This is a genomic window from Oerskovia enterophila, from assembly GCF_044748475.1.
Lineage (GTDB): Bacteria > Actinomycetota > Actinomycetes > Actinomycetales > Cellulomonadaceae > Oerskovia > Oerskovia enterophila.
Genome location: NZ_JBIVFZ010000006.1, coordinates 1 through 22,711, shown reverse-complemented (window position 1 = coordinate 22,711; position 22,711 = coordinate 1). Strand labels below are relative to the sequence as shown.

The following is a 22,711-nucleotide window of genomic DNA, read 5'->3' as shown; positions in this document are numbered from 1 at the left end:
TATCCTCGACGGTGATCGTCCGGGCTTCCGGGCCGTCGAACCGGCACGGTGCGCAAGGCCGCCGCCGCCGCGATCCGGAGGTGCACTGAGCCGATGACAGACGGGCTCACGATCGGTCAGGCGGCGGCGTTCGTCGATGTCACGATCAAGACCGTGCGGCACTATCACCGGCTCGGCCTGGTCGCCGAGCCGGGACGCGACAGCTCCGGCTACCGCCGCTACCGGTCGGACGACCTGTACCGGCTGGTCCAGGTTCGGACCTTGGCCGCGGCAGGCGTGCCATTGGTCGAGATCGGTGCCCTGCTCGACGCAGATCCCGCGACGTTCGCCGCCACCCTGGACGACGTCCACCACCGACTCACCGAACGGATCGAAGACCTCGTCGCCCGACGCGACAGGCTGCACCGTCTCGACCACGGTGACCGCGCCCTGCTGCCCGACCGGGCCTGCGCGGTCCTGGAGCGGCTCGCCGAGCTCGGCTTCGGTCCCGGCTACATCGCCGGTCAACGGGAGGCCCTGGTGCTGGCCCGGGTAGTGGTCCCGGAGATCTTCGACGGCTTCCTGGACCGACTCGAACACTCCCTGGGCGACCCCGAGTTCGTCGAGCTGACCAAGCGCTGTTGGGATGCGAGGTCGTGGGATCCGGACCACCTGCGGATCGAGGAGCTGGCGTCCACGCTGGCCGACAAGCTGCTGACCCAACGGGCGCTGCTGGCGATGCCGACTGGGTTTCAGGACCAGTCCGACGCCGCCTCCCGCTACGCGGTGGTCAACCACCACCGGGAAGACCAGGCACCCTCCATCGCCCGGTTGAACACGCTGGTCGAGGCGAAGCTGCGCGCGGCCGGCATCACCGTTCCGCGTCAGTGACGGTCGCCCGGCAGACCGGGCACTGCTGCGAGGCGCCGCCTCGTGCCGCCGCCAGCGGGCCGGAGTCTCGGAGTCGGGTGGGGTGAGCCGCTTCGCCCAGGCAGCCAGCGTCGACCCGTCGTCCCCGGTGTTCTCCGCAGAGCTGTCCCACCGCAGCTCCAGGGTCTCGCCGATCTCGTCGTCCGCGACGGACGCGAGCGGGCGGGCCCGCCGAGCGCTCGGCGGGCCCACCCCGATCCTGTAGGTGTGGACTGTCGATGTTCCCGACCCTGACACCCTCGACCTGATCGCGGCCATCGGTCGGGACCGCGTGGTGGCGCGGTCTCGAGTCGACGCGTTCCGTACGCGGCGAGCGCGGGCCACGGGCATCCTGGGACGGGCCCCACGAGGGCGCTGAGGCCCCCTGAGAGGCGCGTGGCGCCGTCGGGCGGGCTCCTCGTGCCCGACGGCGCCACGCGGCCGGGGGAGAGCCCCCTCGTCCTCGTCGTGGCTCAGGCCGGGACGTCGACGACCCGGCGGTCTCCCACGGCCGGTGACAGCGTCCCGCTGGACGCCGACGCGAGGTCGGCCTCGAGCGGCACGAGCTGTGCGGGCGGGACGAGCAGGCGGAAGACAGCGCGGGTGGCGTAGTCGGCGCCCTCGAGCACCGCGCCGTGGGTAGCGCACCACTCGTGCAGGACGTTGCCGATCCTGCCTGCCTCCGCGTGCGGGACCTCGACGGTGACCTCGACCATGACCTCGCGACGCAGGATCGGGGCGAGGTCGAGCGTCTCGCTCACGGCGTTCGAGTAGGCGCGGACGAGGCCTCCGGCTCCGAGCAGGACGCCGCCGAAGTAGCGCGTGACGACCGCGACGACGTCGGTCACGCGGCGGTGCCGCAGGACCTCGAGCATGGGGATGCCTGCCGTGCCCGAGGGCTCGCCGTCGTCGCTCGAGCGCTGCTGGTCGGCGTGCGTCCCCACGACGAGCGCCGTGCAGTGGTGCCGGGCGTCCCAGTGCTCCTTGCGGACGCGCGCGATGACGGCCTCGGCGGCCGCGACCGTCGTGACGGGGTGCAGGAGCGTGATGAACCGGGACTTCTTGACCACGAGCTCGTGCTCGACGGGGCGGGCGACGGTCGAGGGGAGCGATGGGTCGCCGCCGGCGGAGCCGGGGGAGCGGGCTGGGGAGGTCATCGTCGACCAGCGTAGCCAACCTGGACTTCCCGCTGGGCGCGTCAAGGTTAGAGGGCATAACCTTGATTCAAGGATGTCCACGGAAAGGTTGTCGATGACGGACGCGGCCACAGCGAGCAGCACGACGGACGAGCCGGACTGGCCGCGCCACACGAGCGAGGCGCGTCCCTGGCGTTCGATGACCCGAGGTCCGCGCGAGGACCGGATGCTGCGCGAGGTCACGGTCTCGCTGCCGCCCCTGATCGCCGAGGTCGCCTACGTGCCGACCGCCGAGGACGCCGCGCACATCGAGCGCGCAGCCGTGGACATCACGCGGCTCGACGCGGTCCACGGTCCGGTCCTGTCGTCCTTCGCCACGTTCCTGCTGCGCACCGAGGCTGTGGCCTCGTCGCGGATCGAGCGGCACGACGCGAGCCTCGCCGACCTGGCCAAGGCCACGATCGGTGTGCGCGCGAGCAAGGACGCGCAGGTCACGGTCGCGGCGGCCCGGGCCGTGTCGCGGCTGGTCGACGCGGCCGGCAGCTCGGGGGCGATCGGGCTCGACGACGTCCTCGCGGCCCACCGGACGCTGCTCAAGGACGACCCCCTGGACGGACCTGCGGCGGGGGCTCTCCGCACCGTGCAGAACTGGATCGGCGGGTCCGACTACTCGCCCCGTGGAGCCGTGCACGTCCCGCCGCCACCCGAGCTCGTGCCCGCGTACATGGACGACCTGGTCGCATTCCTGGGGCGCGACGACCTCCCTGCCGTGGCCCAGGCCGCGATCGCGCACGCCCAGTTCGAGTCGGTCCACCCGTTCACGGACGGCAACGGCCGCATCGGACGCGCCCTGATCGGCGCGGTGTGGCGTCGACGGGGGCTCGCGCCGACGCTCGTGGTCCCGGTCGCCTCGGCCATGCTCGCCGACACGGGGGAGTACTTCGCGCGGGTCAACGCCTACCGGGAGGGGCGGGCCGCGCAGTTCGTGCGCTACCTCGCCGTGAGCGCGTCGAGGGCTGCGCAGGAGGCGCGCGTCTCCGCCGACAACCTCGCGGAGCTGCCGGGGCTGTGGCGGGCCGAGGTGCGCCCGCGGGCGGGCTCGGCCGCGGCGTCGATCCTCGACGCGCTCCTGGACCACCCCGTGCTGGACGGGGATCTCGCGCGGCAGGTCGCAGGGACGTCCGGAGCGGCGGCCTACGAGGCGCTGGGGCGTCTCACGGAGGCGGGCGTCCTCTCGCGGATCTCGACGTCGCAGCGGCACGGGGTCTGGGCGGCCACGGAGGTGCTGGGCGAGATCGACGACCTCACGCGGCGGCTGCGCGAGGTGTGACCCGACGGGCGGCGGCCCGTGACACGCTGAGCGCCATGGCGGAAATAGTGTGCCAAGCGGATAGGGTGGCTTCATGGTCACCGACGCCGCCGACTCACCCCACGACGCCCCGACGGACCCGGTCGGGCAGGAGCATGCGCCCGACCCCGGCCCGTCGGGCGGTGAGGCCGCGCAGGCGCTCGCCCCGCGCTACCCGCGGCCGCCCGTGACGCGCGACGAGGCGGAATGGGTGTGGCGCGAGCTCTCGGTCGCCGCGATGTACGCCTCGACCAAGCCGGAGATGGTGCGTCTGGCCGTCGTCGTCGGGCTGACGCGTGCCACGGGCGCCCGGTACTCGGACCTGCTGCGCTGCACGGTCGACTCGCTCGACCTCGGTCCGACGGGCGCGCAGGCGGGGGAGGGGCGCGTCGTGGTGCAGCACGGCAAGCACCGCACGGTGCGCGAGCACCGCCTGGAACCGGGTGTCGTCCTGGTCCTGCGCCGCTGGATGGACGTCCGGGAGGACCTCTGCTCCGAGCTCGAGGGGTCGATCCCGCGAGCGCTGCTCCTGACCGTGCACCACACGCACGACAACGGCGTCACGGTCGCCAGCGGGCTGCCCATCACCAAGCAGGGCCTGGTGCTGTCGTGGCGCAGGTTCGTGCAGCGGACCAACGCGCGGTACGGCGGAGTGCGCCCGCCGCTCCCGACGCGCTTCGAGCAGGTCCGTCGGGCCTGGCACGCGGACTCGGAGGTCCTGGGCGAGCCCCTGGGAGCAGCGGGGGCGTAGGCCGTCGCCAGGCTCCAGGGGCCCGACGGCGGGGCTCAGGTCGTGCGGTCGTCGTCCGCGGGGGAGCGGGGCGCCTCGGCGCCGAGCTCCTGGAAGACCGTGATCTGCAGGCCGGCGGGCGCCTCGAGCCGCGCGTTGAGCGAGTTCCAGGGTGTGCGGACGGGCGGAGCGACGAGGTGTGCTCCGCCGTCGACGAGGGCCGTCGTGACGGCGTCGGCGTCGGCCACCTCGAACGCGACGCGCAGCGGGGGAGCGACCTGCCGTCCTACCTCGACGTCGTCGATCATGCGCTTCTGCGCGGGGTTGGCGATCTCCAGGGTGGCGCGCCCCGCGTCGAGGATCGCTACGCGCGCGTCCCCTTCGCCCGTGAAGGCGGCCTCCTGGGGGAGTCCGAGCAGGTCGCGGTAGAAAGCGAGAGCGACGTCGTAGTCCTCGGCCTCGACGACGAGGCGGAGCTGGCGCACGGGCGGGGCATCGGGTCGATCGGTCATGCGGCCACGCTATGCCGCACCCTGCCCCATCGCTTGTTCGAAGCAAAATAGTGTGCCAAGCGTAGAGAACACATCGATCCACCCAGGATCTCCGACTCACCACCAAGCCCGGACAGGCAGGGCCGGGCGCCGGCAGACGAAGTGCCCCCGGCCGAGGACCAGGGGCACTTCGTCTGTCGAGCCGACCGGTACGCGGTCGGGGGAGTCAGGCCTCGTTCTTGGCTGCGGACTCGGCCTTGCGGGCTGCACCACGTTCGGTCGACGCCCCCGAGGTCGAGAGCTCGCCGCCCGAGGACTCCAGGTGCGCGCGGACGAACCAGTGGAACAGCTCGAGCTCGTGCAGGTGCCCCACGAGGAGGTCGTTGCTCACGGTGTCGACCGTCTCGGTGTCGGCCGCAGCCTTGCGGTGCGAGGCGATCACTCCCTGGTAGACCTCGTCGAGGGCGCCCAGGTGGGCGATCGTCGAGGCTCGACCCAGGTGGTAGTCCTCCCAGGTGCGCTCGGCGACGATCGCGCCCGGCGTGCCACGCGGCGGTACCCCCAAGGTCGCGATGCGCTCGGCCGTCGCGTCGACCATGGCACGGACGGCATCCACCTGCGGGTCGATCATCTCGTGGACCGCGATGAAGTGCGGACCCACCACGTTCCAGTGGATGTGCTTGAGCGTGAGGGCGAGGTCGTTCAGCGAGTGCAGGCGCTCCTGCAGGATTGCCGCGACGTCCTTCCCCTCCTGGAGCGTGAGCGACGGGACGGTGTAGTCCGGCAGGTCCTTGTGGGCAGCCATGTGGTCCTCCTCGAGTCGGGGTGCAGGGTGGGCGACGTGCGCCTCGTCCCATCCTGGCCCGGTACCCGTGTGCTCGCAGGTCCAGCGATCACCCTCGACGCCACCAGGTCCTCGGGACCACGAGGACGGCGAGAGCACACAGCGCCAGCGCTGCCACGACGGTCAGGAACCCCTCACCCTCGATGCCCGAGGCGGCGAGCGCGACGAGCGCGAGCCCCTGGCAGACCATCTGGATCGCGGCGGCGCGACGCAGGTCGAGCACGAGCACGGTCCGTTCGACGGCGCCCGCCCAGGGGACCCGAGCCACCCACCAGGACGCCCGGAGCATCAGGTGCACCAGCGGGAGGAGGGCGAACACCACCGGGTCGAACGCCGCCGAGGCGCCGAGGAGCGCGGCACCTCCCGCGAGGACGATCGCGTGGGGGACAGGGGGCCGGGGGAACCGGGTGACCACCGCCGCGAGCGCAAGACCGATCGCCACGCTGCCGGCCATCGACGGGAGCAGGCTGTGCGCGGTCAGCGTGCCGAACACGATCGTGGCGCCGAACAGCGCGGCACGGAACGCGGGCCCCGGCACGGTCGGTCCGGTGCCCACCTCCGTCGAGGGCCTGGTGGCTGCAGGAGCCGGGCGTACCGGACGGAGTGCGCTCATCGGGACGTTCCTTGCTGGGCGTGTCGTTGCTGGCGGGCTGCGAGCTCGAGCGCGGTGCGCGCCGATCGTGCCGAGCGACCAGGCGTTCCTGGGTCGTCGCCCCCGATCGGTGGCAGCCATCTGACCACGAGGATCCCTTCCCGGCGCAGGCTCTTGAGGCGCTGCTCACGCTCGATGTGCGTGATGCGCCAGGCGAGAGCGACGCCGGGGTCACCCCGCGGGACCTCGACCGTGGGCAGGATGTCGACCGCCACCACCGGATGACCGGTGCCGCGCCAGGTCTGGGCGATCGAGGCGCTCTCGTCGTCGAGGAACGTCGAGAACATGTACACGAGCGCCCCCGCCGGGATCTGCGGGGGACGCATGCGGCGGCCCGGGTCTCCGACGGGGTGGGCGAGCGCGAGCGCGTGGACGATCCGGCGGAGCTGACGCTTGCCGGCCGCGGGAGGCAGGGGGCGTCGGACCCACCCGAGGTCCTCGAAGCCGACCCGGTCTCCGCCGTCGAGCGCGGCCTGCGCGACCGAGGCCGCGGCGTTGCGTGCGACGTCGAGGGACGTCGCACGGTCCATGGGCAGCGGACCGTTCCCGCGCCAGGTCGTGACGTCCGGCCCGACCTCGTCGCGCGAGTCGAGCACGAGCACGACCGTCGCCTCCGCGGTCGCCTGGGTACGCCGCACGTAGAGGGTCTCGAGGCCCGGGGACCGCCGGGCCGTCGCGCGCCAGTCGATGCGCCGGAGCCGGTCGCCCGGCGCGAAGGGGTGGACGTCCCGCAGCTCGGTGCCGTCGCCGAGCCGCCGGGTCGTGTGCGGTCCGGTGAGCCCGACGAGCTGGTGCGGCAACGGGAGCCGACCGAGCGGCTGGGCCGTCGGCAGCACGAGGATCCCGGGGGCCTGCACGTCGTCGGGCCGCGACTCGAAGCCGCCCTCGGCGCCTGCCGCGACGTGGTCGACGCGGAACGTCCGGTGCGGGCCGGTGCGGGCCGAGTGCGTCGTGAGGTCGAGCGTCCTGGTCCCGTCCACGAGGACCGTGACGTCTGCGTCGTCGTTCCCCGGGCTGGTGACCCGCAGGCGGACGGGAGCGGCGCCGTCGGGCACGTCGAGGCGCAGCCGCGCGCGCAGCTCTCCCGGACCGGTCCCGCCCGCCTCCGCCGGGACGAACGTCGCACTGACCGCCCCGCCTCGCGGACGAGCGGTCCAGGCCCATGCCGCGCTGAGCAGCGCGGGCGCCCCGAGGACCGCGATGTCGGCGCGGCCAGCGACGAGACCGGTGATCAGCAGGGCGAGACCGAGCACGACCCCGGCCGCGAGACTCGTCGTCTGCAGCCAGCCCGTCGGCTCTCCGCCCCCTGCGGGTGCCGTCATCGCGCTGCGCTGGCGACCGTCGCGGGGCCCGGGACACGGTCGAGGATGGCCCGGACGATGGTCTGAGGCTGGGCGTTCGACGCCCAGGCCGTGGGGGTCAGCGTGAGCCGGTGCGCGAGCACGGGGACCGCCACGCGCTTGACGTCCTCGGGGAGCACGTAGTCGCGGCCGTCGAGCGCCGCGACGGCGCGCGCGAGCAGGACGAGGGTCTGCGACCCGCGCGGCGAGGCGCCGACCTCGAGCTGGGTGTCGGCGCGCGTCGCGGCCACGAGGTCGACGCAGTACGTGACCACGTCCGGGTCGACGTCCGTCGCCTCGACCCCGGCCTGCATCGCGAGGACCGTGGCGGCGTCGACCACCTGGCGGACCTCGGCCTGCTCCTGCCGGCGGTCGAGCCTGCGGCGCAGGACCTCGCGCTCCTCGTCGCGGTCCGGGTACCCGACCGCGAGCCGCACCATGAAGCGGTCGAGCTGCGCCTCGGGCAGCGGGTAGGTGCCCTCGTACTCGACGGGGTTGGACGTCGCGAGGACGTGGAACGGACGCTGCAGCGGGTAGGTGCTGCCCTCGATCGACACCTGGCGCTCGGCCATGGCCTCGAGCAGCGCGGACTGCGTCTTGGGCGCGGTGCGGTTGATCTCGTCGGCCAGGAAGAGGCCCGTGAAGACCGGCCCGGGACGGAACACGAAGTCGGTCGTGGCCGGGTCGTAGACCGAGGACCCCGTGATGTCCGCGGGCAGGAGGTCGGGCGTGCACTGGAGACGGGCGAAGTCGAGCCCGAGCGCCGTGGCGAGGCTGCGGGCCGCGAGGGTCTTGCCGAGCCCGGGCACGTCCTCGAACAGCACGTGGCCACCCGCGAGGATCGTGGCGAGCGCGAGCTCGAGCGGGTCCCGCATCCCGACGACGGCCGTGCCGACCTCGTCGAGGATGCGGCGGCCGAGCGCGGCCACCTCGGGGACGCTGAGCGCGGGGGCAGGGGAGTCCGTCATCGGGTTCGCCTCTCGGTGGTGGTGATGGAGGTGGTGCTGGTGCTGTGGTCCGAGCCGTCGGTCGTTCGGCCACCCGCCGTGCGGCGCTGCTCGGCCGACGCGCGTCCGGGGCCCGCGGAGATGCCGCTCACGCCTTCGACCGCAGTGACCCAGGCCCGCAGGACGGGCATGGTCGGCGGGCGCGGGTCGGTCGTCATCTGCTGGTGGACCTTGGGGCCGAGCAGGTCCGCGGCCGCGCGCTGCTGTGCCGGGTCCGTGCTGCGCAGGTCGATCCCCCGGTCGGCCAGAGCCGTGGCCGCGAGCGCCAGGACGCGTTTGTGTGCGCGTTCGCTGACTCGTCCGTCGTTGCCGTGCATGGCCCAGGTGAGCTCGGAGAGGTCGCGTCGGGCGCCGTGGCGGTTGCGGTCGGGCAGGGCGTGGTGCTCGGGGTCGGTGCCGGGTCGTGCGCGTCGGTGGAGGGCGAGGGGGACGAGGGCGCCGGCGGTGAGGACGAGTGCGTGGGGGATGTCGAGCCCGATGACGGCGAGGGCTGTGCCTGCGGTGAGGACGAGTGCTGCTTCGAGGAGGAGGCGTCGGGTGGTGGTGGGTCGTCGGCTCATGGGGTCGCGGCCTGTCCGGTGCCGTGCGGTGCCGTGCTGCGCTGCGCTGGGTCGGCGTCGGCGGGTTCCGGGGGTGGCGCGAAGGCGATGGTGAGCTGTTCGAGGCAGTCGCGTGCGGTCTCGACGTCGTGGTCGGTGAGGGGGTGGTCGGTGAAGCGGGCCCGCTGGTAGAGGCGGAGGAGGGTCGTGACGGCGTCGGGGTCGGCGGGGGTGGCGTCGAGGACGGTGGTGGTGAACTCGGTGGGGGTCTGGGCGGGGTGCCTGCGGTGTCCGGTGTCGGCGGTCGCGTCCTCGAGGGCGATCCAGGCGGCGGTGACGGCGTCGCGCGGGGTGCGGGCGGTGTCGAGGAGGTGGCGTGCGTGGGTGACGCCGCGTCGGAGGGCGGGGAGCTGGACCTCGGGGGTGGGGCCGGCGGTCACGGCGTCCCCTGTGGCGACGTGGTCGTGGTGGGCCTCGCCGGGTTCGTCGGGTTCGTTGCTGCGGCGGCGCAGGTAGAGGATCATGACGACGATCAGGACGGCGGCGACGGCGAGGCCGAGGTAGGTCATGTAGTCGCCGATGGTCGTCCCGGCGGCTTGGTCGTCGAGGCCTGGTGGCAGGGTGTCGACGTAGGTGGGGCCGTCGACCGGGGCGGGGGCTTCGGGGGGTGGGGCGTCGGAGTCGTCGGGGGGCAGGAACCATGCGGGGCGTTCGTAGTTCCAGGGGGACCCGGCGGCGGCGCCGACCAGGACGAGAGCGATCAGGACGACGACACCCCCCAGTCGTGTCCGGTCGCTCATGCGGGTCGGTTCCTCTCGGCGTGGAGGCCGGCTGCTGCGGCGGTGAGGAAGGCTGCGGGGTCGTCGTCGAGTCCCCGGCCCATGGTGGAGAGGCCGACGGGCGCGGCGCGGAGCGCGTCGAGGAGCGCGGTGTCGACGTCGGCGTGGGTGAGTCGGTGCGGCCCGTGGGGGGCGGCGAGCCGGGCGGCCTGCTCGGTGATGCGTGCGGTGAGCGCCGGTCCCCACCCGGGGAGGGCTTCGACCTCCGCGGTGGGGCGGGGCACGACGACGTCGGCGGCCGCGAGCGCCACGCGTCCGTAGGCGGTCAGGGAGTGGTGGGAGATGCCGAGGTGGCGGTCGCGGGGGTCGGCGCCGGAGACGCGCAGGGAGGCGACGGGCAGGGCGCCGAGGGTGGCGGCGGCGTTGAGGGCTTCGCCGGCGGCGACGCCGGAGAAGCCCCATCGGGTACCGGTGCCGAGGTTGCCGGGTCCCTGGGCGACGATCGTGAGGTCGGCGCCGGTGACGTGGCGGGCGGCGAGCAGGCCGGTGTGGACGGTGACTGCTTCGTGGTCGCCTCCGTAGGCCTGTCCGACGGTGAGGCAGGTGTGGATCCAGCCGGCGTCGCGGAGTCCGGAGACGGTGCGGGAGAACGCGGCGGGCAGGGCGCCGCCGTCGGTCATGACGTAGGCGATGCGGGGGGCGGGGCGTCCGTCCTGGGCTGCGGCGAGGCGTGCTCCGGCGACGATCGCGGGCAGCGCGGAGTGCAGGTCGGCCACGACGACGGGCATGCCGGCGAGGTCGTCGGCGTCGCGCAGGGTGTCGTGGTGGGGGGACTCCTGCTCGTCGACGCCCAGGACGAGGGCCTGCAGAGGGGTGTAGCGGGCCTTGACGAGGTGGCCGGGGCCTGCGGGCGGGTCGGCGGGGAGCACGTCGGGCAGGGCGACGACGAGCGCGTACCCGCCGGTGCCGAGCCCGCGGGCGAGGGCGCTGACGTTGAGGAGCACGCGGTCGCCGACCTGGGGGTCGCCCACGAGCTGCGGGTAGGCGAGCGCGCGCACGGTCCGGGGGCGTTCCTGGTCGCCCGGTCCCGCGGTCGCGGGCAGCGGTTCGTCGAGCTCGACGGTCAGTTCCTGCGCGCCCTGCCAGCCTCGGCCGCGCGACATCACCCTTGCAGATCGCCACGTCATCACACGGGTGAGGCTACCGTTCGTTAGCGTGGGTGCCGATGCCTGATCAGACGAGCCAACCAGTCAACCCTGCGACGAGGCTGTTGAACCTCGTGATCGCCCTCGTGAACACGAGCGTGTCGATGACGAAGCAGCAGATCCGCACGAGCGTGGCGGGGTATGCCGACGCGCCCTCGCCCGAGGCGTTCGAGCGCATGTTCGAGCGCGACAAGGACTCCTTGCGAGACCTGGGGATCCCCATCGTGACGGTCGACGCCGGGGGCCACAGCGACGACGTGGGGTACCGGATCGACCAGGACGCGTACGCGCTGCCCGCGGTGGACCTGACCCCGGCCGAGTTCGGTGTCCTGTCGCTGGCGGCCCAGTTCTGGCAGGACAAGACGCTGCGGACCGACATCTCCCGGGCGCTGACGAAGCTGCGGGCGGCGGGGGCGGGGGAGATCGCGAACGACGCGGTCGCGGGCCTGGCCCCTCGGGTGCGGGCCGTGGGCGACGCGTACGGCCCGCTGCTCGACGCGATCGAGGCGCTGCGCGCGGTGTCGTTCACGTACCGGGCGGCGTCCACGGGCGAGGTGCTCACGCGCACGGTCGAGCCGTGGCGCATCGCGGCCCGCCGGGGCGGTTGGTACCTGCTGGGCTTCGACCGCGAGCGCCGTGCGCCGCGGGCGTACCGGTTGAGCCGGATCGAGGGCAGGGTGCGCCTGCTGGGGCGTGGTGGGGCGTTCACCATCCCCGAGGGGGTGGACGTCGACGCGCTGCTGGGCGCGAGGGCGGGCAGCGAGCACGAGGCGCGCCTGGCGATCGGGCCGGAGCGGGCCGAGGCGCTGCGCGCACGGGGGCGCAGCGACGGGGACGGTACGGGCGAGGGTGCGGGGCCCCGGCAGGACGGGCGCGACGTCGTGCACGTGGCCTACACGAACGCGCACACGTTCGCGGACGAGATCGCGGGGTACGGTGACGCGGTCGTGGTGCTGAGCCCGCCCGAGCTGCGCGACGCCGTCGTGCGCCGGTTGCGCGCCGCCGCGCGCCTGGGGTCCGCTGTGCACCTGGGTGCCGGAGCCGCGGCGGGCGAGCCGCCCCCTTCCCCGACCGACCGGTCCACCGACCGGGACGGGACGAGCACGACGACGACCGAGGAGCAGCGTGGCTGAGCGCGCGGACGACCGGCTGGTGCGCCTGCTGGGCATCGTCAGCTATCTGGACGGGGCGGGCGGTGTGCCCGTCGAGGAGCTCGCGTCCCGGTTCGGGGTCACGACCCGTCAGATCGTGGAGGACGTCGACGCCCTGTGGGTGTCCGGCACCCCCGGGTACTGGCCCGACGACCTGATCGACTTCGACGCCGACTCGCTCGAGCGCGGCGTGGTGCGCCTGACCGAGGCGCGCGGCATGACGCGGCCCCTGCGCCTGGGCACGCGTGAGGCGGTCGCGCTCATCGCAGCGCTGCGCGCGATGGGGGAGACGGGCGCGGTCCGCTCGGACCGGGCGCGCTCCGACGTCGTCGCCTCGGTCCTGGACAAGCTGACCGGCGCGACGGGCGAGGCCGCGGCGGCCCTGGACGTGCGCCTGCCCACCGACGGCGACCCCGCGGTCGTGGCGGCCGTGTCCTCGGCCCTGGCGAACCGGCACCGGTTGCGCGTGCGGTACGTGACGAGCGCCGACGTGGTCTCCGAGCGGGAGATCGACCCCGTGGCCCTGCACACCCAGGACGCCTGGTCGTACCTCCTCGCGTGGTGCTATCGCGCGCAGGGTCAGCGCACGTTCCGCCTCGACCGGCTCCTGGCCGCGACCGAGCTCGACGTGCCCGCCGCCGAGCACGACCTGCCGACAGAGGTCGACTTCACGCCCACGGGCGACGCGCCCCTGGCCACGATCACGTTCGCGAGCCCCGCACGCTGGGTCGCCGAGCAGGTCCCGGTGGAGAAGGTCCGCAACCTGCCCGGCGGCGCGTTCGAGGTGTCGTTGCGGGTGACGAACCCCGTGTGGCTGCGCCGGCTGCTGCTCGAGCACGCCCGCCACGTCCTGGCCGTCACGCCCCAGGCCGTGGCCGACGACGTCGCGCAGGCCGCGAGCGCCGCCCTGGCCGCGTACGGGGAGTCCGCGGTCGGCGGCGGTGCGGTCGACGAGGGGCCCGACCCGGCCCCGAGCGTGCCGTCCGCGAACTAGGCTGGTCGGTATGTGGTTCACCATCTGGTCGGTCCTGGTCGTCGGCACGCTCGTCGGCGCGTTCTTCCTGGGGCGCGACCTGTGGCGCAAGGCCAAGGCGCTCCTGCGGCAGATGTCGGAGTCGTCGCAGGTCATGGACCGCTTCGCCCGGCGCACCGACGAGCTGACCGCCGCGGTGGCGGCCGCGCAGCCCAGCACCGCGCCCACCCTGTTCGACGACCCGGTGCTGCTGCACGAGCGCGTGGAGGAGCTGCGCGCCGAGCGGGCCGAGCGCCGGTCCCAGCGCAGGACCCGCAACAAAGTGACGTGGGACCGCTGGCGCCGATTCAACGCGTAGGATCTGCGACAACAAGACTCGCGTCCGACTCCAAGGGAGCCATCTCATGGGCATGCTGAAGCCCTGGCACATCATCGTTCTTGTCGTCGTCGTCCTGCTCCTGTTCGGGGCGAAGCGACTTCCCGACCTGGCCCGCAGCGTCGGCCAGTCGCTCAAGATCTTCAAGAGCGAGGTCAAGGACCTGCGCGACGACGACAAGCCCGCGGAGCCTGCCGTCAAGGATGACGACGCCCCCAAGGCCTGACCCGTGTCCAGCTCGACCAAGACGTCCGAAGGACGCATGCCGCTGCGCGAGCACCTGCTCGAGATCCGCAAGCGACTCTTCCTGGTCTCGTGCGGACTGGTCGCGGGCGCGATCCTGGGGTGGTTCCTGTACCAGCCGCTCCTGGACGCGTTGCAGGCCCCGCTCGAGAAGGCTGCCGCGGAGCAGGGCAAGGTCATCAACCTGAACTTCTCGGGCATGGCGACCGCGCTCGACATGAAGATCAAGGTCTCCCTGTTCCTCGGGGTCATCGTGTCCTGCCCGTGGTGGCTGTACCAGCTGTGGGCGTTCATCACCCCGGGGCTCACGTCGAAGGAACGCCGCTACGCCATGGGCTTCCTGGGGGCATCGGTGCCCCTGTTCCTCGGCGGGGCGTTCCTCGCGTGGTGGGTCCTGCCGCACGCGGTCGACATCCTGGCGGGCTTCGTCCCGGAGGGCGCGACCAACCTCACCGACGCCCAGGGCTACCTGAGCTTCGTGATGCGACTCGTCCTGGCCTTCGGGCTCGCGTTCGTGCTGCCCGTGGTCCTGGTCGCCCTGAACTTCGCGGGGCTCGTGCGGGCCACGGCCCTGTTCGCCGGGTGGCGCTGGGCGGTGCTCATCGCGTTCGTGTTCGCGGCCGTCATGACCCCCACCCCGGACGCGCTCACGATGATCCTCGTGGCCCTGCCGATCTGCCTGCTGTACTTCGGTGCCGTGGGGATCGCGTTCCTGCGCGACCGCAGCACGGACAAGCGCAACGCCGCAGCACTCGCCGGTGCCTGAGGCACCACCGCGCCCGGCCCGCCTCGGAGTCGTCGTCAACCCGACGGCCGACCGTGGGCGCGGCCGGGGCGACGGCGCCCGCACGATCGAGCTCCTGCGTCAGGCCGGGCACGACGTCCTGGACCTCAGCGCCCCCAACGCACCCCTCGCGCTCGAGAACGCCCGCGACGCGGTCGCGGGCCGCGGCACGGGCGGCCCGCTCGACGCGCTCGTCGTCGTGGGCGGGGACGGCATGGTCCACCTCGGCGTCAACGCGGTCGCCGGGACCGGGGTCCCGCTCGGGATCGTCGCGGCCGGGACGGGCAACGACTTCGCCTCGGCCCTCGAGCTGCCCGTGCACGCCGTCGACGCGGCGGTCACCCTGCTCCTCGACGCCCTGGGAGCCCGCGCGGCAGGCACGGGCGGGACGCGCCGGGTGGACGCGGCCCGTGCCGAGCCTCTCGACGCCCACCTGGACCCCCGGCCCGGGCGCGAGCGCTGGTTCTGCGGCGTCCTGTCCGCGGGCCTCGACGCCGCGGTCAACGCGCGCGCCAACGCCCTGACCTGGCCGCGCGGCAGCGCCAAGTACGTGCGCGCCGTCGCGAGCGAGCTCGCGCGCTTCCGCCCCTACGGGTACCGCATCACGGCACAGCTCGTCGGCGCGCCGGGCGCCTCGGACGCCGTGGGCGCCGGCGACCCCGCCGGGAGCACGGCCGCCTCGACCGCGCACCCCTCGCCGTCGGGCCCGGCGACCCTGGGGGAGGGCGCACCCCGGACGCCCGACGACGCCACGCACCCCTTCGTGTGGGAGTCGCCCGGGACCGTGGTCGCCGTGGCCAACGGGCCGCGCTTCGGCGGCGGCGTCCGGGTCGCCCCGGACGCCTCGATCGACGACGGCCTGCTCGACCTCGTGACCGCGGGCCCCCTGACGCGCCTCGGCGTGGCCCGCGTCTTCCCGGGCATGTACCGCGGCAAGCACGTGCACCACCCGGCCGTCGACCTCTACCAGGCACGCTCGGTCGTCCTGGAGGCCACCGACGCCGGCGGCCCGCCCCCGCCCGCGTTCGCGGACGGGGAACGGATCTCTCGCCTGCCCGTGCGCGTCACGGTCTTCCCCGGCGCACTCCTGGTCCTCGACCCCCGCGACCACACCATCACGCCGGGCTGACCGAGGCGCCAGGCCGGGACGCCCGGCTCGGGGGACGGCCGCCGTCGCTCGAGCGCAAGCGGCGGGCCTGGCGCGGCCCCGTCACCGGCGGACCGTAGGGTGGAGGCATGACCGCAGCACCCCGCTCCGCCGGGACCGACGAGACCCAGAGCCCCGCGGAACGCTACGCGGCATCGCGCGCGCTCCAGGCAGCCTCCCGCACCCAGCTCGCCGCCTTCCGTGAGGTCGTCGGCTTCCCGTTCGACGACTTCCAGGTCCGCGCCTGCCAGGCCCTCGAGGAGGGGCGTGGCGTGCTCGTGGCAGCACCCACGGGTGCGGGCAAGACCGTCGTGGGGGAGTTCGCGGTCCACCTGGCCCTGGCGGGGGGGCGCAAGGCCTTCTACACCACGCCCATCAAGGCCCTGTCCAACCAGAAGTACGCCGACCTCGCGCGCCGCCACGGCGCCGACCAGGTCGGGCTCCTGACAGGCGACACGTCGATCAACGGAGACGCCCCGATCGTCGTCATGACGACCGAGGTCCTGCGCAACATGCTTTACGCGGGCTCGCGCGCCCTCGACGGGCTCGCGTTCGTCGTCATGGACGAGGTCCACTACCTCGCCGACCGGTTCCGCGGACCCGTCTGGGAAGAGGTCATCATCCACCTCTCCGACGACGTCCAGCTCGTGTCCCTGTCCGCGACGGTGTCCAACGCCGAGGAGTTCGGCGACTGGCTCGAGATGGTCCGCGGCGACACCGCCGTGATCGTCAGCGAGCGCCGACCGGTCCCGTTGTGGCAGCACGTCCTGGTGGGCTCGCGCGACCGGTCGCGCACCCCGGGAGAGGCGCTGCGCCCGGGCACGGGGGCCGACCTGATCGACCTGTACGCAGGGCACGTGGACCCGACGGACCCCGGGGTCAACCCGCCCATCAACCCGGACCTGCTCGCGGCGTTCCGCAGCGGGGCGCGCGACGGCGGGTACCCGGGGCGTGGTGGGGGACGCGGCGACCGCGGATACCGTGGCCGGGGCGGGCGTCCTGGCGGGTCGGGCGGCTACGGGCACCGGGAGGGGTCGGGGCGCCGGACGCCGCCACGGTTCGCGGTCGTCGACGCCCTGGACGCCGACGGGCTGCTGCCCGCGATCTTCTTCATCTTCTCGCGGGCCGGGTGCGAGGCCGCGGTGACCCAGTGCCTGGCCGCGGGCCTGCGCCTGACCACACCCGCCCAGGAGGCGCAGATCCGTGCCGTGGTCGAGGAGCGCAGCGCGACCCTGCCCGCCGAGGACCTCGACGTCCTGGGGTACTGGACCTGGAGCGAGTCCCTCGCGCGCGGCATCGCGGCCCACCACGCCGGGATGCTGCCCATCTTCAAGGAGATCGTCGAGGACCTGTTCAGCCGCGGCCTGGTCAAGGTCGTGTTCGCGACCGAGACCCTGGCCCTGGGCATCAACATGCCCGCCCGCTCGGTCGTGCTCGAGAAGCTCGTCAAGTGGGACGGCACCTCGCACGTCGACATGACCCCCGGGGAGTACACCCAGCTCACGGGGCGTGCCGGGCGCCGGGGCATCGACGTCGAGGGGCACGCCGTCGTCGTCGACCATCCGGGGCTGGACCCCGTGGCCCTCGCGGGTCTGGCGTCCAAGCGCCTGTACCCGCTCAAGTCCTCGTTCCGGCCCACCTACAACATGGCCGTCAACCTCGTGGCGCAGGTCGGGCGCGAGCGCGCCCGCGACGTCCTGGAGACGTCGTTCGCCCAGTTCCAGGCCGACCGCGGCGTGGTGGGACTGGCCAAGCAGGCCCAGGCCCACGCCGAGGCCCTCGAGGGCTACGCCCAGGCCATGACGTGCGACCGCGGGGACTTCTCCGAGTACGCCCGGCTCCGGCGTGCGATCGCGACCCGCGAGGCGGACCTGTCGAAGTCGGCGCAGCGGGCCCGCCGCGCCCAGGTGGTCGCGGACTTCGAGAACCTGCGCGTCGGGGACGTCGTCGAGCTGCCCTCGGGGCGCCGCGCCGGCTACGTCGTGGTCCTCGACCCCGGCAAGGACGGCGGGTTCGACGGCCCGCGCCCCACGGTCCTGACCGAGGACAAGCAGGTCAAGAAGCTCACGGTCGCCGACGCCCCCTCGGGCATCCGCACGGTCGGCAAGGTCCGCATCCCCAAGACGTTCAACCCGCGCGTGCCCGCGGCCCGCCGCGACCTCGCGTCGTCGCTGCGCAACGCGCTCGGCGCGTTCGTCGACGTCCCCGGTGCCCCGGCGCGCGGCGGTGGTCCGCGGGTACGGTCCGCCGCGGCCGACGACAAGGAGCTCACGCGCCTGCGGGCCGCCCTGCGCGCGCACCCGTGCCACGACTGCCCCGAGCGGGAGGACCACGCCCGCTGGGCCGAACGGTGGGCCAAGCTCAAGAAGGAGCACGACGCCCTGGTCCGCCGCGTCGAGGGGCGCACCGGGTCGATCGCCCGGGTCTTCGACCGCATCTGCGACATCCTGACCCGGCTCGGGTACCTCGAGGTCGACACGCACCCGGCGGGCGGGGGCCCCCTCGACCGCGATGCCCCCGGCGGCACGGTGGACACCGGGGCCGTCGGCCAGGACCAGGCCGTCGCGCCCCGCCCCGGGACCGGGCGCCGGCCCGCCCCCGAGGTCAAGGTCACCGACGCGGGCAACTGGCTGCGCCGGCTCTACGCCGAGAACGACCTCCTCCTGGCCGAGTGCCTGCGCCGCGGCGTCTGGGACGAGCTGGACCCCGCCGGGCTCGCCGCGGTCGTCTCGACCCTGGTGTTCTCCGCCCGCCGCGAGGAACCGGGAGAGCCCTACGTCCCCGGCGGGCCCGACGGCAAGCTCGCCCGCGCCCTCGACGGCACGGTCGTGGTGTGGTCCGAGGTCGACGACCTCGAGGAAGCGCACCACATCGACGCGAGCGGCACGCTCGACCTGGGGCTCGTCGCGGCGGTCCACCGGTGGGCCAACGGCCGCAGCCTCGACGCCGTCCTGCGCGGGTCCGAGCTCGCCGCGGGCGACTTCGTGCGCTGGTGCAAGCAGATCATCGACGTGCTCGACCAGCTCGCGACCGCGGCCCCCACGCCCGCGATGCGCAAGACCGCGATCCGTGCGATCGAGGCCGTCCGGCGAGGGGTCGTGGCCTACTCGAGCGTGTGACCTTGGCGTCACGCGGGCCGCGAGCGCCCCTCGACGAGGCGCGAGGGGCGCCCGGTGGCCTATCGTGTGGTTTCGTGGCCTCCACCCTGTACCGCAACGGTGTCATTCATTCCTCGACCGACCCCTTCGCCGAGGCGATGCTCGTCGACGGCGGGGTGATCACCTGGATCGGCGCGAACGACACGGCCGCCGGGCTCGCCGCCCGCGCCGACCGGGTCATCGACCTCGACGGGGCCCTCGTGGCGCCCGGGTTCGTCGACTCCCACGTCCACGTCCTGGAGACGGGCCTGGCCCTGGCCGGGGTGGACCTGTCCGCGAGCGCCGGTGTCACGTCCCTGGCCGGCGCGCTCGAGGCCCTGCACGCCGCGGTCGCCGCGCGTCCGGCGGCCCAGGCCGACGAGGTGCTGCTCGCGTTCGGGTGGGACGAGCAGGAGTGGCCCGAGCACCGGGCGCCCACGCGCGAAGAGCTCGACGCGGCCTGCGGGGGAGCGCTCGTGTACGCGGCCCGGGTCGACGTGCACTCCGCGGTCGTCTCGACCTCCCTCGCCCGCGCGGCCGGGCTCGAGGGGCAGCGCGGGTGGACCGAGACCGGGTGGGTCACCGAGGACGCGCACCACAGCGCCCGGGACGCCGCGCGCGACCTGAGCCCCGAGCGTCGCACGGCCCTGTACCGCACGGCCCTGGACGCGGCCGCGCGCCGGGGCGTCGTGTCCCTGCACGAGAACAGCGCCCCCTCGATCGACACGCGGGAGGGGCTGCGCGAGCTCATGGCGCTCACCGCCGACCCGGCGGGCGCCCTGCCGCACCTGGTCGCCTACCGCGGCGAGCTGTGCACCACGCCCGACGACGCCCGTGCGCTGCTCGCGGACCTGCCCGGGCTCGCGGGCATCGCGGGCGACCTGAACGTCGACGGGTCGCTCGGCTCGCGCACCGCTGCCCTGCGGCACCGGTACTCCGACCTGACGGGGGCACCGGGGGAGGCCGGTCCCGACGGGCGCGGCAACCAGTACCTGAGCGCCGAGCAGATCGCGGCGCACCTGTCCGCGGTCGCCGCGGCCGGCACCCAGGGCGGGTTCCACGTCATCGGCGACCGGGCCATGGACGCGTTCCTGGTGGGGCTGCGTGCGGCGGCCGACGCGGACGGGGCCGCGGCGCACCGCCGGGCCGCGCACCGTGTCGAGCACGCCCTGTTCGTCGACACCAACGCATTGTCCACGCTCCTGCTGTTCGGGGTGTCGTTGAGCATCCAGCCGGTGTTCGACTCCGCGTGGGGCGGCCCGGACGGCATGTACTCCTCGCGGCTGGGTCCCACGCGCGTCGCGGGCCTGTCCCCGTTCGCCGACCTCGCGGGGGCCGGGGTGCCGCTCGCGTTCGGGTCCGACTCGCCGGTGACGCCCCTGGACCCGTGGTCGGCCGTCCGTGCCGCCATGTCCCACGCGGACCCCGACCAGCGCATCTCCGCCCGGGCGGCGTTCCGGGCGCACACCCGCGGCGGCTGGCGCATCGCCGGCCTGGACCACACGGGTGCGGGTCAGCTGCGCGTGGGGTCCCCGGCCCACCTCGCGGTGTGGCGTGCCGAGCACCTCGCGGTGCAGGGCACGGGCACCACGGTCTCCTCGTGGAGCACCGACGCGCGCTCCGGCACCCCCCTGCTGCCGGACCTGACCGACGGCGCCCCCGACCCGACGTGCCTGCAGACCGTGCGCGACGGCGTCGTGCTGTTCGACACGTTCGACTGAGCCCTCCGACGCCCTCGCGGGCCTGCGGGGCGGTCCGCCGTCCCGCAGGCGCCCGCTCGGATTGACACCACCGTGAGGACCGGTAAGTTCGTTGACGTGTTCCGGCCTTCAGCGCCGCGGGGGAGCGAGCCACCATCTCACCGTTCTCCCCGTGCGCCCTGATGCGCATCGGCTCGACCCGCGCGTTCAGTAGACAACACGGCCTCACCGGTGGCGGTGCGACGTGGTCCGAAGGACGCGCGGGTCGGCCCACATCCACCGCCTGACCTGCAGGTGCGTGGCGTAGTCTGCACGGGTGTCGACCCGTGAGCCGAGCCGCTGGCTGCTGATCCTTCTCGCCGCCGGTGGCGGCCTCCTGACCAACGCCGCCTTCCCCGACCGCGGGTGGTGGCCCCTCGCCTTCGTGGGCGTCGCCGCCTTCTTCCTTGCCCTGCGCCGCGACGGCGCCTGGTGGAACGCCCTGGTCGGGTTCGTCTGGGGCCTGGCCTTCTTCCTCCCGCACATCCAGTGGGCGCAGATCGCGACGGACACCGTCCCGTGGCTCGCCCTGAGCGTCCTGGAGTCGGTGTTCCTGGCGCTGCTGGGCGCGATGTGGACGTGGGTGCGACGCATCGGGTTCGTCGGCCGGAACCTGGCCTGGCAGGTCGTGACGTTCTCGGTCCTGTGGGTCGCGGTCGAGCAGTGGCGCTCGGAGTTCCCCTTCGGTGGGTTCCCCTGGGGCCGGCTCGCGTTCTCCCAGGTCGACTCCCTGCTGGGGCGCACGGCCTGGCTCGGAGGGGGACTGCTCGTCTCGCTGCTCACGGCCGCGATCGGTGTCCTGCTGGCCGTGTTCCTGCTCGAGTCGCGCCGCCTCAAGGTCTTCCCGGCCTTGTGCTCGCTCGCGACCGCGGCCGTGCTGCTGGGGGTCGGGCTCGTCGTCCCGCTCGACGTGCGCGCCGAGACCGGGACGCTCGCGATCGGCGCCGTCCAGGGCAACGTCGACGAACCAGGGCTCGGGTCCTTCGCCAACCGTGGAGTGGTGCTGCAGAACCACGTCGACGGGACCCTCGCGCTGCTCGACGAGGTCGAGCCCGGCGAGCTGGACGTGGTCTTGTGGCCGGAGAACGGCTCCGACCTGGACCCCCAGACCACGCCCGACGTCGCCGCCGACATCGACGAAGCCGCGAGCGCCGTCGGCGCACCGATCCTCGTGGGCGCCCAGGAGTTCCCCGAGACCGGCGGGCGGTACAACGTGTCGCTGCTCTGGGTTCCCGGCGAGGGGGTCGTCGACCGGTACGCCAAGCAGCACCCCGCCCCGTTCGGCGAGTACATCCCGATGCGCAGCTTCGTGCGGATCTTCTCCGACCAGGTCGACCGGGTGAGCACCGACATGATCGCGGGCGACGAGGTCGCCATGATCGACCTGCCCTCGGAGCGGCTCGGGCGTACCGTACGGCTCGGCAACGTCATCTGCTTCGAGGTGGCGTACGAGGAGCTGATCCGCGACGCCGTGAACGCCGGTGCCGAGCTCCTCGTCGTCCCGACCAACAACGCCTCGTTCGGGTACAGCGCCGAGTCGACCCAGCAGCTGGCCATGTCGCGCCTGCGGGCCATCGAGACCGGTCGCGCGACCGTGCAGATCTCGACGGTCGGCGTCAGCGGCATCATCGCCCCCAACGGGGCCCTGCTGCAGAGCACCGAGCTCTTCACGCCCGACCAGCTGATCGCCACGCTTCCCCTGCGTGACTCCCTGACCCCGGCCGTGCGCGCGGGCTACTGGCCCGGGTGGATCGCCGGGGGACTGACGGTCCTGCTCGTGGTCGCGGGAGTCGCGGCCCACGTCCGGCGCGCTCCGGCAGCGAGCGTCAAGGGCGGCGCCAAGCGACCGGCGGCGAAGAAGACCGCGCGCCGGTAGGTGCGCGTCGGTTCGGTCGGGCTGCTCCGCGGGAGGAAGCCCGTGCCCGACGGCGGCACGCGCCCGGGGCGGTGACGTCGTCGGGCAGGCAGCGCGTGCACGAGGTGCGGTGGGCACTGGGAGCGCACGCGAAGGTGACCGTGACGAGCACAGCGTCAGAAGCGCTCAGTTGTCAGAGGTGGGCCCGGGGGGGGCCCCGGGCCCCCCCCCCCCCCCGGCGCCCCCCCCCCCCCCCGGCCCCCCCGGGGGCCGCCCCCCCCCCCCCCCCCCCCCCCGGCCCCCCCGGGGGGGCGCCCCCCGGGGGGCCCCCCCCCCCGGCCCCCCCC

The 22,711-nt window shown here is 74.1% G+C and carries 22 protein-coding genes; 13 read left to right on the top strand and 9 right to left on the bottom strand.

The genetic code is table 11. The features are described 5' to 3' along the window. The first annotated feature begins 93 nt into the window (after positions 1-93). A complete protein-coding gene (locus ACIPWA_RS17385; RefSeq protein WP_400291812.1) occupies positions 94-870 on the top strand; it encodes a MerR family transcriptional regulator in 777 nt (258 codons plus the stop codon). Between the two features lie 82 nt (positions 871-952). Beyond that, a complete protein-coding gene (locus tag ACIPWA_RS17380; RefSeq protein WP_400291811.1) occupies positions 953-1,114 on the top strand; it encodes a hypothetical protein in 162 nt (53 codons plus the stop codon). Between the two features lie 247 nt (positions 1,115-1,361). Here the strand turns inward: ACIPWA_RS17380 and ACIPWA_RS17375 are convergent, their stop codons facing one another. Next, entirely contained in the window at positions 1,362-2,045 is a 684-nt protein-coding gene (locus ACIPWA_RS17375) for a YigZ family protein (RefSeq protein WP_400291810.1), read from the bottom strand. 94 nt (positions 2,046-2,139) lie between these two features. Here ACIPWA_RS17375 and ACIPWA_RS17370 point away from each other — a divergent pair, with 94 nt between their 5' ends. Together ACIPWA_RS17370 and ACIPWA_RS17365 are read left to right on the top strand one after the other, a co-directional pair. Continuing rightward, the gene (locus ACIPWA_RS17370) at positions 2,140-3,354 is read left to right on the top strand and encodes a Fic family protein (protein ID WP_400291809.1); all 1,215 of its coding nucleotides are present in this window, start codon (positions 2,140-2,142) and stop codon (positions 3,352-3,354) included. A gap of 73 nt (positions 3,355-3,427) precedes the next feature. Then, positions 3,428-4,123 (top strand): site-specific integrase, encoded by a 696-nt coding sequence (locus ACIPWA_RS17365; RefSeq protein WP_400291808.1) that lies wholly within the window; start codon positions 3,428-3,430, stop codon positions 4,121-4,123. A 35-nt stretch (positions 4,124-4,158) separates the two neighbouring features. Here ACIPWA_RS17365 and ACIPWA_RS17360 read toward each other — a convergent pair whose 3' ends face one another. From ACIPWA_RS17360 to ACIPWA_RS17325, 8 genes are all read right to left on the bottom strand, one after another. After that, on the bottom strand, positions 4,159-4,614 hold the full coding sequence (locus tag ACIPWA_RS17360) for a VOC family protein (protein ID WP_400291807.1): 456 nt from the start codon (positions 4,612-4,614) through the stop codon (positions 4,159-4,161). 205 nt (positions 4,615-4,819) lie between these two features. Continuing rightward, positions 4,820-5,398: a Dps family protein gene (locus ACIPWA_RS17355; RefSeq protein ID WP_056651868.1), complete on the bottom strand. Its 579-nt coding sequence runs from the start codon at positions 5,396-5,398 to the stop codon at positions 4,820-4,822. An 88-nt stretch (positions 5,399-5,486) separates the two neighbouring features. Continuing rightward, positions 5,487-6,050, bottom strand: a complete 564-nt coding sequence (locus tag ACIPWA_RS17350; RefSeq protein ID WP_400291806.1) for a hypothetical protein — start codon at positions 6,048-6,050, stop codon at positions 5,487-5,489. Next, on the bottom strand, positions 6,047-7,411 hold the full coding sequence (locus tag ACIPWA_RS17345; RefSeq protein ID WP_400291805.1) for a DUF58 domain-containing protein: 1,365 nt from the start codon (positions 7,409-7,411) through the stop codon (positions 6,047-6,049). Before ACIPWA_RS17345 ends, ACIPWA_RS17350 begins: the two co-directional genes overlap by 4 nt. Then, a complete protein-coding gene (locus ACIPWA_RS17340) occupies positions 7,408-8,397 on the bottom strand; it encodes an AAA family ATPase (protein ID WP_056651877.1) in 990 nt (329 codons plus the stop codon). The genes ACIPWA_RS17345 and ACIPWA_RS17340 overlap by 4 nt, the downstream gene beginning before the upstream one ends. Next, on the bottom strand, positions 8,394-8,996 hold the full coding sequence (locus ACIPWA_RS17335; RefSeq protein ID WP_400291804.1) for a hypothetical protein: 603 nt from the start codon (positions 8,994-8,996) through the stop codon (positions 8,394-8,396). The genes ACIPWA_RS17340 and ACIPWA_RS17335 overlap by 4 nt, the downstream gene beginning before the upstream one ends. Continuing rightward, the gene (locus tag ACIPWA_RS17330; protein WP_400291803.1) at positions 8,993-9,775 is read right to left on the bottom strand and encodes a DUF4129 domain-containing protein; all 783 of its coding nucleotides are present in this window, start codon (positions 9,773-9,775) and stop codon (positions 8,993-8,995) included. Before ACIPWA_RS17330 ends, ACIPWA_RS17335 begins: the two co-directional genes overlap by 4 nt. Further along, a complete protein-coding gene (locus ACIPWA_RS17325) occupies positions 9,772-10,944 on the bottom strand; it encodes a DUF3866 family protein (protein WP_400291802.1) in 1,173 nt (390 codons plus the stop codon). Before ACIPWA_RS17325 ends, ACIPWA_RS17330 begins: the two co-directional genes overlap by 4 nt. Positions 10,945-10,979: 35 nt before the next feature. Between ACIPWA_RS17325 and ACIPWA_RS17320 the strand changes: the two genes are divergently transcribed. The 9 genes from ACIPWA_RS17320 to lnt all read left to right on the top strand — a co-directional run bounded on the left by ACIPWA_RS17320 (position 10,980) and on the right by lnt (position 22,385). Then, on the top strand, positions 10,980-12,092 hold the full coding sequence (locus tag ACIPWA_RS17320) for a helix-turn-helix transcriptional regulator (RefSeq protein WP_400291801.1): 1,113 nt from the start codon (positions 10,980-10,982) through the stop codon (positions 12,090-12,092). Next, positions 12,085-13,104, top strand: a complete 1,020-nt coding sequence (locus ACIPWA_RS17315) for a helix-turn-helix transcriptional regulator (RefSeq protein ID WP_056651890.1) — start codon at positions 12,085-12,087, stop codon at positions 13,102-13,104. The genes ACIPWA_RS17320 and ACIPWA_RS17315 overlap by 8 nt, the downstream gene beginning before the upstream one ends. 10 nt (positions 13,105-13,114) lie before the next feature. Next, a complete protein-coding gene (locus ACIPWA_RS17310; protein WP_056651892.1) occupies positions 13,115-13,441 on the top strand; it encodes a hypothetical protein in 327 nt (108 codons plus the stop codon). Positions 13,442-13,487: 46 nt separating this feature from the next. Then, the gene (gene tatA / locus ACIPWA_RS17305) at positions 13,488-13,685 is read left to right on the top strand and encodes a Sec-independent protein translocase subunit TatA (protein ID WP_036571710.1); all 198 of its coding nucleotides are present in this window, start codon (positions 13,488-13,490) and stop codon (positions 13,683-13,685) included. A 36-nt stretch (positions 13,686-13,721) separates the two neighbouring features. Then, the gene (tatC, locus tag ACIPWA_RS17300) at positions 13,722-14,468 is read left to right on the top strand and encodes a twin-arginine translocase subunit TatC (protein ID WP_056652289.1); all 747 of its coding nucleotides are present in this window, start codon (positions 13,722-13,724) and stop codon (positions 14,466-14,468) included. Next, entirely contained in the window at positions 14,461-15,615 is a 1,155-nt protein-coding gene (locus ACIPWA_RS17295; RefSeq protein ID WP_400291800.1) for a diacylglycerol/lipid kinase family protein, read from the top strand. Before tatC ends, ACIPWA_RS17295 begins: the two co-directional genes overlap by 8 nt. Before the next feature lie 107 nt (positions 15,616-15,722). After that, positions 15,723-18,752 (top strand): DEAD/DEAH box helicase, encoded by a 3,030-nt coding sequence (locus ACIPWA_RS17290; protein WP_400291799.1) that lies wholly within the window; start codon positions 15,723-15,725, stop codon positions 18,750-18,752. A 74-nt stretch (positions 18,753-18,826) separates the two neighbouring features. Beyond that, complete coding sequence (locus tag ACIPWA_RS17285) at positions 18,827-20,491, top strand: amidohydrolase (RefSeq protein WP_400291798.1); 1,665 nt, start codon at positions 18,827-18,829, stop codon at positions 20,489-20,491. A gap of 295 nt (positions 20,492-20,786) precedes the next feature. Then, entirely contained in the window at positions 20,787-22,385 is a 1,599-nt protein-coding gene (gene lnt, locus ACIPWA_RS17280) for an apolipoprotein N-acyltransferase (protein WP_400291797.1), read from the top strand. Positions 22,386-22,711: the final 326 nt, after the last annotated feature.